Source organism: Janthinobacterium sp. TB1-E2 (assembly GCF_036885605.1).
Classification (GTDB): domain Bacteria; phylum Pseudomonadota; class Gammaproteobacteria; order Burkholderiales; family Burkholderiaceae_D; genus Janthinobacterium; species Janthinobacterium aestuarii.
Map to the genome: position 1 here is coordinate 4,301,140 of NZ_CP142523.1, position 12,817 is coordinate 4,313,956.

The 12,817-nt window shown below is 59.6% G+C and carries 15 protein-coding genes and 2 tRNA genes; 7 read left to right on the plus strand and 10 right to left on the minus strand.

The window, feature by feature from the left end; genetic code table 11:
* Positions 1-70: 70 nt before the first annotated feature.
* The 7 genes from pheS to OPV09_RS19280 form a co-directional block, all read right to left on the minus strand.
* Positions 71-1,087, minus strand: coding sequence for a phenylalanine--tRNA ligase subunit alpha (gene pheS / locus OPV09_RS19250; RefSeq protein WP_034751917.1), 1,017 nt, complete (start codon positions 1,085-1,087; stop codon positions 71-73).
* A 145-nt stretch (positions 1,088-1,232) separates the two neighbouring features.
* Complete coding sequence (rplT, locus tag OPV09_RS19255) at positions 1,233-1,592, minus strand: 50S ribosomal protein L20 (RefSeq protein ID WP_010399214.1); 360 nt, start codon at positions 1,590-1,592, stop codon at positions 1,233-1,235.
* A gap of 26 nt (positions 1,593-1,618) precedes the next feature.
* Positions 1,619-1,816, minus strand: coding sequence for a 50S ribosomal protein L35 (gene rpmI, locus OPV09_RS19260; protein ID WP_038493025.1), 198 nt, complete (start codon positions 1,814-1,816; stop codon positions 1,619-1,621).
* A gap of 227 nt (positions 1,817-2,043) precedes the next feature.
* A complete protein-coding gene (gene infC, locus OPV09_RS19265) occupies positions 2,044-2,604 on the minus strand; it encodes a translation initiation factor IF-3 (RefSeq protein ID WP_205711303.1) in 561 nt (186 codons plus the stop codon).
* Positions 2,605-2,616: 12 nt separating this feature from the next.
* Positions 2,617-4,524: a threonine--tRNA ligase gene (thrS, locus tag OPV09_RS19270; protein ID WP_070304825.1), complete on the minus strand. Its 1,908-nt coding sequence runs from the start codon at positions 4,522-4,524 to the stop codon at positions 2,617-2,619.
* A 213-nt stretch (positions 4,525-4,737) separates the two neighbouring features.
* A tRNA-Val gene (locus OPV09_RS19275) sits at positions 4,738-4,814 on the minus strand.
* A 63-nt stretch (positions 4,815-4,877) separates the two neighbouring features.
* Positions 4,878-4,954: transfer RNA gene (locus tag OPV09_RS19280), tRNA-Val, on the minus strand.
* Positions 4,955-5,090: 136 nt separating this feature from the next.
* Between OPV09_RS19280 and OPV09_RS19285 the strand changes: the two genes are divergently transcribed.
* Positions 5,091-5,555 (plus strand): hypothetical protein, encoded by a 465-nt coding sequence (locus tag OPV09_RS19285; RefSeq protein ID WP_070304716.1) that lies wholly within the window; start codon positions 5,091-5,093, stop codon positions 5,553-5,555.
* Position 5,556: 1 nt separating this feature from the next.
* On the opposite strand, the gene OPV09_RS19290 is transcribed toward OPV09_RS19285, so the two are convergent.
* The gene (locus OPV09_RS19290) at positions 5,557-6,663 is read right to left on the minus strand and encodes an acyltransferase (RefSeq protein WP_319991189.1); all 1,107 of its coding nucleotides are present in this window, start codon (positions 6,661-6,663) and stop codon (positions 5,557-5,559) included.
* A 139-nt stretch (positions 6,664-6,802) separates the two neighbouring features.
* On the opposite strand from OPV09_RS19290, the gene OPV09_RS19295 reads away from it, so the two are divergent.
* A complete protein-coding gene (locus tag OPV09_RS19295) occupies positions 6,803-7,765 on the plus strand; it encodes a succinylglutamate desuccinylase (protein WP_425323997.1) in 963 nt (320 codons plus the stop codon).
* A 161-nt stretch (positions 7,766-7,926) separates the two neighbouring features.
* Here OPV09_RS19295 and OPV09_RS19300 read toward each other — a convergent pair whose 3' ends face one another.
* Together OPV09_RS19300 and sugE are read right to left on the minus strand one after the other, a co-directional pair.
* Positions 7,927-8,256, minus strand: coding sequence for an SMR family transporter (locus OPV09_RS19300; RefSeq protein ID WP_070217979.1), 330 nt, complete (start codon positions 8,254-8,256; stop codon positions 7,927-7,929).
* Positions 8,257-8,278: 22 nt separating this feature from the next.
* On the minus strand, positions 8,279-8,599 hold the full coding sequence (gene sugE, locus OPV09_RS19305) for a quaternary ammonium compound efflux SMR transporter SugE (protein WP_046684095.1): 321 nt from the start codon (positions 8,597-8,599) through the stop codon (positions 8,279-8,281).
* A 213-nt stretch (positions 8,600-8,812) separates the two neighbouring features.
* Between sugE and OPV09_RS19310 the strand changes: the two genes are divergently transcribed.
* The 5 genes from OPV09_RS19310 to OPV09_RS19330 all read left to right on the plus strand — a co-directional run bounded on the left by OPV09_RS19310 (position 8,813) and on the right by OPV09_RS19330 (position 12,720).
* Positions 8,813-9,172 (plus strand): DUF1304 domain-containing protein, encoded by a 360-nt coding sequence (locus OPV09_RS19310; protein ID WP_034751924.1) that lies wholly within the window; start codon positions 8,813-8,815, stop codon positions 9,170-9,172.
* A gap of 164 nt (positions 9,173-9,336) precedes the next feature.
* The gene (locus OPV09_RS19315) at positions 9,337-9,918 is read left to right on the plus strand and encodes a hypothetical protein (RefSeq protein WP_139248212.1); all 582 of its coding nucleotides are present in this window, start codon (positions 9,337-9,339) and stop codon (positions 9,916-9,918) included.
* Between the two features lie 72 nt (positions 9,919-9,990).
* Positions 9,991-11,163, plus strand: a complete 1,173-nt coding sequence (locus tag OPV09_RS19320) for a helix-turn-helix transcriptional regulator (RefSeq protein ID WP_338679137.1) — start codon at positions 9,991-9,993, stop codon at positions 11,161-11,163.
* A 139-nt stretch (positions 11,164-11,302) separates the two neighbouring features.
* Positions 11,303-11,599 carry an ArsR/SmtB family transcription factor gene (locus tag OPV09_RS19325; protein ID WP_034751927.1) on the plus strand — a complete coding sequence of 99 codons (297 nt, stop codon included), beginning with the start codon at positions 11,303-11,305 and terminating at the stop codon, positions 11,597-11,599.
* 56 nt (positions 11,600-11,655) lie between these two features.
* Positions 11,656-12,720, plus strand: coding sequence for an alkene reductase (locus tag OPV09_RS19330; protein ID WP_034751928.1), 1,065 nt, complete (start codon positions 11,656-11,658; stop codon positions 12,718-12,720).
* Positions 12,721-12,817: the final 97 nt, after the last annotated feature.

The window sequence follows — 12,817 nt, forward strand, 5'->3', positions numbered from 1 at the left end:
CTTCAAAGGGTCAAAGCTCACAGCGCGAGCGCACAGGCGCTCAAGCGCCATGAATCAAACGGAACAACGCTTAGTTGAATTGCTTCAAGAAACGCAAGTCGCCTTCATAGAACAGGCGCAGGTCGTTGATGCCATAACGCAGCATCGTCAAGCGTTCCAGGCCGGAGCCGAAAGCGAAACCGATGAATTTCTCGGGATCGAGGCCGAAGTTCTTCACGACGGTCGGATGCACCTGGCCGGCGCCCGACACTTCCAGCCAGCGGCCCTTCAACGGGCCCGAGCCAAAGGCGATGTCGATCTCTGCCGACGGTTCCGTGAACGGGAAGTACGATGGACGGAAGCGCACCTGCAGGTCGTCCGTCTCGAAGAAGGCCTTGACGAAGTTCAGGTACACGCCCTTCAGGTCGGCAAAGCTGATGTCTTCGGCGATCCACAAGCCTTCGACCTGGTGGAACATGGGCGAATGGGTGGCATCGCTGTCGACGCGGTAGGTGCGGCCCGGCGCGATGACCTTGATCGGCGGCGTATGCGTGCGCGCATAACGCACCTGCATCGGGCTCGTGTGCGTGCGCAGCAGCAAAGGCTTGCCATCGGTGTCGTTGCCATCGATGTAGAACGTGTCTTGCATGGAACGGGCTGGATGGTTTTCCGGGCTGTTGAGCGCCGTGAAATTGGTCCAGTCGTTTTCAATTTCAGGGCCGTCGGCCACGTCGAAACCGATGGAGCGGAAGATTTCCTCGACCCGCTCCCACGTGCGCATCACGGGATGAATGCCGCCTGGCATGCGGCCACGGCCTGGCAGGGTCACGTCGATCGCTTCGGCGTTCAGACGGCCTTGCATCTGGGCATCGGCCAGCGCATCACGGCGCGCCGTCAGCGCGTCTTCGATCTGCACTTTGACGGCGTTGATCAAGGCGCCCTGCGCCTTGCGCGCGTCCGGGTCCAGCTTGCCCAGGCCCTTCATCATTTCGGTAATCTGGCCAGTCTTGCCCAGGTAGCGGGCTTTGGCGTTTTCAAGTGCGGCAGCGTCTGCGGCGGCGATAAAGTCAGCCTGGGCCGAGACGACGAGTTCTTCTAGGGAGTTCATGCGGCATTTCCTGTTTTGGACATCAATTCTGGACTCGATTATCAAAAGTCCAACAATCAAAAACGGAAACGGGGCATAAGGTTCACACCCCTGCCCCGCTCTTTATGACGTCACCCTACGGATGACGTTGTGCAATGACCGATGCTTACGCAGCGATTTTTGCTTTAACTGCGTTGACAATCGCAGCGAATGCTGGCTTGTCCATCACAGCCATATCGGCCAGGACTTTACGGTCCAGTTCGATATTTGCTTTTTTCAAGCCGTTCATGAATACGCTGTACGTTACGCCATGCTCACGGGAAGCGGCGTTGATACGGGCGATCCACAGGCGGCGGAAAACGCGCTTCTTGTTGCGGCGATCGCGGTAAGCGTATTGGCCAGCGCGCATAACTGCTTGCTTGGCAACACGGTATACACGGCTGCGGCGACCACGGTAGCCTTTAGCTTGAACAAGAATCTTCTTATGACGGGCACGAGCTGTAACCCCACGTTTTACTCTAGGCATAGTAACTCCTTAAATTGAGTGTGAGATTAAGCAGTCGGCATCATGCGCATGACGGATGTGACATCCGATGCGTTGATGTTACGGGTACCGCGCAACTGACGTTTGTTTTTGGTGGTTTTCTTGGTCAGGATGTGGCGTTTGAACGCGTGACCCGACTTGACTGTTCCACCTGGACGCACGCGAAAACGTTTTTTCGCGGAGCTTTTGGTCTTCATTTTAGGCATAGCAATCTGTCCTCTTACGGACAGCTCCATTTATAACAGGATTGCAGGTGGCAACACGACGCTGCGCTTAGATGCCTGCTTTCACATGTTGTGCAGCGGATGCGAGTCCACTACAGTTCACGCGGCCCGGGCATTGCTGACCGGGCCGCGCAAATTCTGCCTGGAATCTGGTGTCGCGCCCATGCAGGCACAAACCACGTCGATCCACAGTAAAACGCTATTGTATCTTACTTCTTCTTCTTAGGCGAAAGAACCATGATCATTTGGCGGCCTTCCATCTTCGGGAACTGCTCGACCTGGCCGTACGGCTCCAGATCGGCTTTCAGACGTTCCAGCATGCGGAAGCCAATATCCTGATGCGCCATCTCACGACCGCGGAAACGCAAGGTGATCTTGGTTTTATCGCCATCTTCGAGGAACTTGATGAGATTACGCAACTTGATATTGTAGTCACCATCATCAGTCCCCGGACGGAATTTGACTTCCTTCACGAGGATGATCTTTTGCTTCAATTTGGCTTCGTGAGCTTTCTTTTGCTCCGAATACTTAAATTTGCCGTAGTCCATCAAACGGCACACCGGTGGCTGCGCGGTAGGCGCAATTTCCACCAGATCGACGTTTGCCTCTTCCGCCAGGCGGAAGGCTTCAGCCAAACTTACGATACCGAGTGGCTCGTTATCGACCCCGCTTAAACGCATTTCAGGGGCAGTGATTTCGCCATTGATGCGATGTGACTTGTCAGTAGCTATTGTAATTTCCTTTAAAAATCTTGTAAGACGGTCGTGCAGCGAGTTTCCTCGTCAGGCCTTGGTGTCGACTTCATGTTTGAGTCGCTCTATCAGGGCATCGACGGACATCACGCCCAGATCGACATTGCCCCGCGCCCGCACGGCCACTGTATTCGCATCCCGCTCTTTGTCGCCAATCACTAAGATGTAAGGCAATTTTTGTACGGAATGTTCACGTATTTTATAGGTAATCTTCTCGTTACGCAAATCAGCCTGTACACGCAGCCCCGCTTTGCGCAGTTTTGTTGTAACTTCCTGTACATAGTCGGCTTGAGCGTCGGAAATATTCAACACCGACACTTGCACCGGCGACAGCCACAACGGCATGGCGCCCGCATAGTGTTCGATCAGGATGCCGATGAAACGTTCCAGCGAACCGACGATCGCGCGGTGCAGCATGATCGGCACCTGGCGCGTGTTGTCCACGGCCACGTATTCAGCACCCAGGCGGCCCGGCATCGACGGATCGATCTGCACGGTGCCCACTTGCCATGCGCGGCCCAGGCTATCCTTCAGGTGGTATTCGATCTTCGGACCGTAGAACGCGCCCTCGCCCGGCAATTCCGTCCATTCCACGCCGCAGGCGCGCAGGGCCGAACGCAGGGATTCCTCGGCGAAATCCCACGACTCTTCCGTGCCGATGCGGTTATCAGGGCGCAAAGCCAGTTTCACATCGATATTCGTGAAGCCGAAAGCCGTGTACACATCCATCGCCTGCTGGTGGAACGCCGTCACTTCGCCGGCGATCTGCTCTTCCAGGCAGAAGATGTGGCCGTCATCCTGCGTAAAGCCGCGCACGCGCATCATGCCGTGCAAGGCGCCCGACGGCTCGTTGCGGTGGCATTGGCCGAATTCGCCGTAACGCAATGGCAGGTCGCGGTAGCTGCGCATGCCATTGTTGAAAATCTGGATATGGCCAGGGCAATTCATCGGCTTCAGCGCATAGGCGCGGTTTTCCGATTCCGTGATGAACATGTTTTCACGGTAATTGTCCCAGTGGCCCGTTTTTTCCCACAGGCCACGGTCGAGAATTTGCGGCGCCTTGACTTCCTGATAGCCATTGACCTGGTACACATTGCGCATGTATTGCTCGACTTGCTGCCAGATCGACCAGCCTTTCGGGTGCCAGAAGATCAGGCCCGGCGCTTCTTCCTGGAAATGGAAGAAATCGAGCTGCTTGCCCAGCTTGCGGTGGTCGCGCTTTTCCGCCTCCTCCAGGTTGTGCAAATACAGTTCCTGATCTTCCTTCTTGGCCCAGGCCGTGCCATAGATACGCTGCAGCATCTCGTTTTTCGAGTCGCCGCGCCAGTAGGCGCCGGCCAGCTTCATCAGCTTGAACACTTTCAGCTTGCCCGTCGATGGCACGTGCGGGCCGCGGCACAAGTCCGTAAACTTGCCTTCGGAATACAGCGACACTTCCTGGTCGGCCGGGATCGAACCGATCAGTTCAGCCTTGTACGCTTCGCCGATGCCTTTGAAGTACTCGATGGCTTCGTCGCGCGCGACAACCTTGCGCGTGACTTGCTCATCCTTCTTGGCCAGTTCCGCCATTTTCTTTTCGATCGCACTCAGATCTTCGGGCGTGAACGGACGCTTGTAGGCGAAGTCATAGTAGAAACCGTTGTCGATCACGGGACCGATGGTCACTTGCGCGTCGGGGAACAATTCCTTGACGGCATACGCCAGCAAGTGGGCCGTCGAGTGGCGGATCACTTCCAGGCCATCGGCGTCCTTGTCCGTCACGATCGCCAGTTCCGCGTCTTGCTCGATCAGATAGGAAGTATCGACCAGCTTGCCATCGACCTTGCCGGCCAGGGCAGCCTTGGCCAGGCCGGTACCAATATTGGCCGCAACCTGGGCCACGGTGACCGGACCGTCGAATTGACGGGCGGAACCATCGGGAAGTCGGATTGTAAGCATATTGATCTCCATATCGGCGCTGGCGCCAGGTAAAACTGCAATGTGGTGTGGACTGAAAAACTGAAAGGAAAACGCGGACGCAAAAAAACGCGGACTAGCCGCGTTTTTCACTTTCTTGAGACAAAGGAAACCCGTTCGACTAGCGTCACTCCCAAAGCTTGGTAGTAGTTCGCGGTGTCATAACCGGTTTACCCTTTCTCTCTAACTGCATTCTGGTGGGCGGTGAGGAATTCGAATCCCCGACCCCTTGGATGTCGACCAAGTATTCTAACCAGCTGAACTAACCGCCCGTAAAACTTTTTTATCGATTACTGCATCAGCAATCGCCTTTAAAACCATCTACTGCCAAATTCTGGTGGGCGGTGAGGAATTCGAATCCCCGACCCCTTGGATGTCGACCAAGTATTCTAACCAGCTGAACTAACCGCCCCGAAGACCAGCATTATAGAGAGGCTTTCCCAGAATGACAAGGGCTGTTTTACAGGAAACTTTAATCATTCTCCGGGCGTCAGCCTCCTTTATATGGAGGGGGCCCGCAGCGCCTTGAATGCCGCTAGAATCGGGGCATGAATTCCACCATACTAACTTGGCTGAAAACCCTGAGCCGCATTTGCGGTTTTGAAACGGCCGACTCTTTCCCGCCCCATCATCCGTATGCGCGCACGCGCTGGGACGCCGCGTATTTCGATATTGCCTCCGACGTGAAGCCCGACGAGATCGAGCGGCGCATCTGCGCGGCCATCGCCAACACGCCGAGCGTCTTCGCCTACATCACCAACCCCACGCCGCGCATGCAGCGCGCGCTGCTGAACGTGATCCACGACCGGCTGCGGCGCCAGCCCGGCGCGGGCGCCACGGACCTGGTCTTGTTATTGATCAACGCCTACGCCAGCGACCACATCACGGAAGCCGTGCCCGGCCTGCGCACCCTGATCTTCAACACGGAACACGAGGACACGAACCTGCGCGTGCATGCGATCCTGGAATTGCTGGTGGGCACGCCGCGCGGGCTCGACGTCATCGATATGTAAATCAGGCGTGGGTGGCGGGAACGTAGCGCGCCCGCAAGCGCATGAACGGCGTTTCCACCAAAGCATATAAAAGCCAGCCCGTGGCGATGCTGGCAGCAATACTGGCCAGTATCGCTGTGAGGCTATCGGCGCCATGGCCAACGCCTTGCAAATAGGGCCGCAATAAGATGCACAGCTGCTTGTGCAGCAAGTAAATCGCATACGACCACAGGGCCAGACTGGCCGCGCCCGGCACGCGCAGTCGATAGAGTGCGCTGGCTGGACTGAGCGCCGCGATCAGCAGCAGGGTAAAACTGGCGGCCAGGGCCGGATAGCCGAACACCGTCACCCAGTAGCCATAGTGATCGTTCAGGAATACATAAAACATCAGCGCCGTGCCCGCGATTCCCGCGAGCAAGCTGCGGTTGCCATGGGATGTCAGGCGCGTCCAGGCGGCCGGATGGTAATTCTTCAGCAGCGCCAGCGCCACGCCCGCCACCAGCTCGTCGAAGCGGCACCACGACGCGTAATAAATATACTTGTAATAGCCAAGGCCACCGCGTGGCACTTGCACATACTCATCCCACAAATAGGCGCGCACCAGCATGCCGACGATAAAGCTGGCGGCCACGGCCAGCCAGGCCCACAGCAGGGACTTGCGGCAGGCGGCGATCAACAGCGCCACGGCCGGCAGCAGCACGTAGAACTGCTCTTCCACGCAGAGCGACCACGCATGCGAAAACGCCGTACCCGGCGTCAGATTGATATTCTGCGTAAAGGTCAGGAATTTCCACAGCGGCAATAACGCGCTATCGCCGCGAAACGCGGGCCACAAGTAATACAGGGCCAGCACGGCGTAGAAACTGGGCAAGGTGCGCAGGAAGCGCCGCGCATAGAAACGCGGCAAGGAAAAGCCGTGCTCGCTGCGCAAGGCCGCAAAGATCTGGTTGCCGATCAGATAGCCGCTGAGGGCAAAGAACAGGTCCACGCCCGTCCAGCCGATTTCGCCCCAGAAACCGAACGCCCCCTCGCTGACGAACAGCAAATAATGATTCATGAAGACGAGCACGATGGCCAGCGCGCGCAAGGTATCGAGGCCAGACAGGCGCGAAGAAGATGAAGAAGACATGGATCTCGGCAAGTAAAAACAACGGTGGCGCCGATCATGCCATGCCGGGCCCGACGATGCGCACATTTTTACGGGAGCCTGTGGCGAATCCCGCTAAAATATGCCGACCCCGCTTTCCCTTCCCGCAACAGCATAGGATATGTCCAGCATGAGCAGCGCACTCCACTTCAAGTCCATCAACTACACGGGCCAAGGCAGCGGCCCGCGCCTGATCGTCACCGGCGCCGTACACGGCAATGAAACCTGCGGCACCAAGGGCATCCACCGCGTGATGGCTGAACTCGACAGCGGCGCCCTCTCCATCGTGGCCGGCAGCGTCACGTTCGTGCCCATCACCAACCCGCTCGCTTACGCCAAGGGCGTGCGCAGCGGCGACCGCAACCTGAACCGCAACCTGTTCCCGAATGACAATCCACAGGATTTCGAAGACCGCATCGCCAACTGGCTGTGCCCGCTGCTGGGCCAGCATGACGTGCTGCTGGACTTGCACTCGTTCAATGCCGACAGCCAGCCATTCGTCATGGTGGGACCGCGCAACAACGATGGCCCGCTGCAACCGTTCAAGCACGAAGACAAGGAACGCGCGCTGGCGCGCCGCCTGGGCGTACGCCGCTTCGTCGATGGCTGGCTGCAAACGTATGGCGCCGGCGTACAGCGCCGCCTGGGCAGCAGCGACCAGGTGGGCATGGTCTTGCGCTACGGCGTGGGCACGACCGAATACATGCGCTCGACGGGCGGCTATGCGCTGACCCTGGAATGCGGCCAGCACGCGGACCCGGCCGCGCCGGACGTTGCCTACCGCGCCATCATGAATACGCTCGCCTTCCTCGGCTTCATCGACGCGCCGCAGCCGGAAGCGATCGCCGACGCCGACATGGAAGCGCTGAACATGGTTGTCGTGCACGACAAGCTCGATGCAGGCGACTGCTTCATCAAGACCTGGTCCAGCTTTGACAAGGTGCAACAGGGCGAGCAGATCGGCGTGCGCGCGGACGGCACGCCCGTGACGGCCGAGTTCGACGCCTACATCCTGTTCCCGGACGTCAACGCGCAAGCCAATGCCGAGTGGTATTACCTGGCGCGGGTTGCCAGCAGTTTCTGATTAGAGCCTATTCCAGTAGGGAGCGTCATCTGCTGGTAGTTCATCAGGAGCGCGGACAAGGCGTGAGGAGGACGCGTGGCGAGCCACGCGACGACGATCAACGCAGTCCCCGCTTCTGAGGGGCGCCAGCAGGGGATGTATTCATCTACTGGGATAGGCTCCTAGTGCCCGACGGACTTGGAAAACAAGTTAATCACGAGCACGCCGGCAATGATCAGCCCCAGGCCGATCAAGGCTGGCGTGTCGAGGCTCTGCTTGAACCAGAACCAGCCGACGGCGGAAATGAGCACGATGCCCACGCCCGACCAGATCGCATACACGATACCGGTAGGAATGACCTTCAGGGTCAGGGACAAGCACCAGAAGGCGATGCTGTAGCCAACCACGGTGATGACACTGGGCCACAAGCGGCTGAAGCCCTCGGAGGCCTTCAAGGCGCTGGTGGCGATCACTTCGGCGATGATGGCGATGGCCAGGTAGAAATAGGTCATGGCGAGACTCATGCTGGCCTCCTTATTGTGGGCTGAGCAGTTTCAAGCCCAGGATGCCGGACACGATCAGGGCGATGCAGGCGATGCGCGCGGCGCTGGCCGGCTCGCCCAGCACCATGATGCCGAAGATGGCCGTGCCGACGGTGCCGATGCCCGTCCAGATGGCGTAGGCCGTGCCCAGCGGCAAGGTGCGCAAGGCCAGGCCCAGCATCACCACGCTGCCCACCATGGAAACAGCTGTCAGCACGGAAGGCACGAGCCGCGTAAAGCCGGCGCTGTATTTGAGGCCGATGGCCCAGCCGATTTCCAGCAAACCCGCCAATACCAGAATGATCCATGCCATACTTTTCTCCCGAGGCGGCAGGGTCGTCCCCGCCATACAGCCCCCACATCGAGCGGGGTCGTCCCCACAGGAGCAAAGGGAAAAGTATACCATTGGGTGAAAAATCTTGCCCCAAGCACACTTTGCGCTAGTACCATCGCTCTAATCGAAAGTTGCCAAAAAACATGCACTTGGCAGCATAATTGCCGCATCCATTCACTTTCGGGAACAACAATGTTGCTACTGGCCCAAATCCTTACCGCCCTCATCCTGTTGCTGCACGTGTATATAGTGCTGCTGGAAACCGTGCTGTTCGATGCGCGCGGACGCAAGGTGTTTGGCCTGTCCAAGGAAAAGGCGGAGATCGTGCGTCCCGCCATGTCGAACCAGGGCTGCTACAACGGCTTTCTTGTCGCCGCGCTGGCGCTGGGCTTTTTTCACCCGGACGCGGCCATCGCTTATGCATTCACCGTGTTCGGCCTGGCGTGCATCGCCGTGGCCGGCGTGTGGGGCGCGGCCACCGTCATGACGCGCATCCTCTACCTGCAAACGGTGCCTGCCGTCATCGCCTTGCTGCTGTTCCACTTCGCCTGATGGCTGCCGGGGCGGCCAGCCGGCCGCCCTCCCCCACTCCGTGCTGCCCGCGCATACCCCATATGGGTGATGTTTCCAAAAAACATGCCCGATACAATTCCTTGTAGCAATAAAAAAGATACCACCAGATACATGGTGGCACGTCACAGTCCACAGGGGAAATCATGCAAGCACATCCAACCACCTTTGCCGTCACTTTACTCGGCTGCCTCATGCTGTCCGCCTGCGGTGGCGGCGGCAGCGACGACACCAGCTCGGGCAGCGGTTCCACCAGCGCCGGCGGCACCAGCGGCACCTCGGCAAACTGCCAGTACAGCAATCTGATCAGCGACGCGGAACGCAAGCAGGCCAGCGCCTGCGGCATCCAGGTATCGGGCAACTATGCGCAGGCCGATTCCGGCTACGACAGCGTGATCGCCGCCTGCAAGCTGGGAGAAAAAGCCAAGGCCGATGCCTACTACAGCGGCACGTACCAGAAAATGGTCGACTACGCGCGCAGCGTGAGCAAGGAACTGGGCTGCGGGCAAAACAATGGCACCACCTTGCCCAACAACACCACGGCAAGCAACTACAATTTCTGTGTCAAAAGTACCACCGTCAATGGTAAGCTCAGCTATGAAGGCGCTTGCTACGGCCCCGTCAAATCGGGCGAAGGCGGCTGTGGCGGCGGCTATAACTATGTGAGCCAGTACGCCAGCCTCAGCACGTGCACGTCCGGCGGCAAAAGCTGGCTGGAATCGCGTTAAGAAAGCCGGGCGGCCGAAGCAAAGGCCGCCCTTGTCTGTCTTGCCCACCGCTTGCCGCCATGAGGATCGCCAATGACGCCATCGCTCGCCGTCGCCAGCCAGGCACTGATTACCCTGATCTACGAAGCGGCCACACAACATGGTGCCTGGTCGCAATTCCTGGCCGCCCTGGCGCAACAGTTGCAGTCGCACGCAGGCTTGATCTGGGCCAATGATTTCAGCAACCGCTCAGTCGATGTCCAGCTGCCGGGCAGCGGTCTGGCCGCCACGTATGGCTTCGAATCGGACGCCATGGCCAGCTTTGCCAGCTATTACGGTGCGCGCAACGTCTGGCTGGAAGACGCCTCCCTGCACCGCGAAGGCGCCGTCGTCACCGGCTCCATGCTGTTTCCCGACCATTGCCTGAAGAAAACCGAATACTGGACGGACTGGCTGCGCCCGCAAGACATCTTTTATACGGCGGCGGCCATCGTCGAATTGCGCGCCGAACGCTCCACCAACGTCACCGTGGTGCGCCGCGAACGGGCGGGTGCCTACGACGCGGGCGAGCTGGCGCTGATGCGCAAGCTGATGCCGCATCTGCAAACGGCGTTTGCCCTGCAGCGCAAGCTGCGCCGGCTGGAAGTGCTGTCCCAGAGTTCCACCCAGGTACTGGAATTGCTGCCGTTTGGCGTGCTGCTGCTCGACGCCACGTCACAATTGCTGTACGCCAACGAGCGGGCGCTGGCCATGACGGCTTCGACGCGGCTGCTGCAGCTGCGCGAAGGCGCGCCCCTGTATTGCCCGCGCGAAGCGGACAACGGCGCGCTACGGCGCCTGCTGCACGAGGCCGCACAAACGGGCACGACGGCGGCAGGCGGCCCCGGCGGCGTGCTCAATCTGAACGGACTGACGGGCGAACAGTTGCGCCTGCGCGTCACGCCCCTGCCCTCCTGGCACAGCCCATTCGGTTCGGCCAGCGCCATCGCCGTTTTCCTCAGCGACAGCAGCGACCTGATCACCTCGCTGGCCGCCACCTTGCGCAATTTCTATGGCATGACGGTGGCCGAGGCGCGCCTGACGGAAGCGCTCGTCAACGGCTATTCTCTGCAGGAATACGCCGAACGCCAGCGCATTTCCATCCACACGGCGCGCACGCAGATCAAAAGCGCCACCGCCAAGGCCGGCGCCCAGCGCCAGGTGGACCTGGTGCGCATCGTGCTGACAGGTCCGGCCGTGCTGCAACGCAATCCCCTTCCCGCCTGAATCCGTCAAAAATGCGTGCCGCCAGCACGCTTTTCATTTATATCGTAAGATAGTCATATCGTAAAACAGCGATATTAGGATTGAACAAACACGATATATACATCGCTGAAAAGCGAATTGTATGTTCAGGAGAAACAATATGGATATCGACGCCATCCACAAGGCGCTGGCCAATCCCGTGCGGCGGCAGATCCTGCAATGGCTGAAGGAGCCGGAACAGTATTTCCAGGAGCAGGATCACCCGCTGCACCTGGGCGTGTGCGCCGGCCTGATCGACCGGCGCCTGAACCTGTCGCAATCGACGGTGTCGGCACACCTGGCCAGCTTGCAGAAGGCGGGCCTGATTTCGGCCACCAAGGTGGGCCAATGGAGTTTCTTCAGCCGCAATGAAGCGACCATCCAGGCCTTTCTCGATCACATGCAGCAAGGTTTGTAACAGCAACCCCATCCACATCGCCGCACGCGGCACTCTCGACAGGAAAGACAACCATCATGGCAACTTTATTCGATCCCATCACCATTGGCAGCCTGCAACTGAAAAACCGCATCATCATGGCGCCGCTGACGCGTTCGCGCGCCGGCAATCCGGGCCGCGTGCCCAACGCCCTGATGGCCGAGTACTACACGCAGCGCGCTTCGGCCGGCATGATCATCTCGGAAGCGACGGCCGTCACGCCGCAGGGCGTGGGCTACGCCGACACCCCGGGCATCTGGTCCGAGGAACAGGTGGAAGGCTGGAAACACATCACCAAGGCCGTGCATGACGCGGGCGGCCTGATCGTGCTGCAACTGTGGCACGTGGGCCGCATTTCCGCACCACTCTTCCTCGACGGCGACCTGCCCGTGGCGCCCAGCGCCGTCAAGCCGGCCGGCCATGTAAGCCTGGTGCGCCCGCAACAGGAATTCGTCACGCCGCGCGCGCTCGATGTGGAAGAGATTCCCGGTATCGTCGCGGCCTACCGCCTGGGCGCGGAAAATGCGAAAAAAGCGGGCTTCGACGGCGTGGAAATCCACGGCGCTAACGGTTATCTGCTCGACCAGTTCCTGCAAGACAGCACCAACTTGCGCACCGACAACTATGGTGGCTCAATTGAAAACCGCGCCCGTTTGATGCTGGAAGTGACGGACGCATGTATCGAAGTATGGGGCGCGGACAAGGTCGGCATGCATCTGGCGCCGCGCCGCGATGCGCACGACATGGGCGATTCCGACCCGCGCGCCACCTTTGGCTATGTGGCACGCGAACTGGGCAAGCGCGGCATCGCCTTCATCTGCGCGCGCGAAGCGCTCGGCGACGACCGCCTGGGCCCTTACCTGAAACAGGAATTCGGCGGCGTGTACATTGCCAACGAAAAAATGGACAAGGCGGCGGCCGAAGCCCTGCTGGCCAAGGGCGAAGCCGATGCCGTCGCCTTTGGCCTGTGGTTCATCGCCAACCCCGACCTGCCCATCCGCCTGCACAGCGACGCGCCATTGAACCCGCTGAACCCGGCAACCCTGTACGCGCCGGACGCGGCCGGCTACACGGACTACCCGGCGCTGGCGGCCCACGGCTGAACGGCACCCTGAGCAGCAACTAGCGGCTCCCCCCAGCGGCGGGCGCAACGATACCAACGCAACTAACTGCGTGACGATCGCGGCGCCCGCCGTTTTT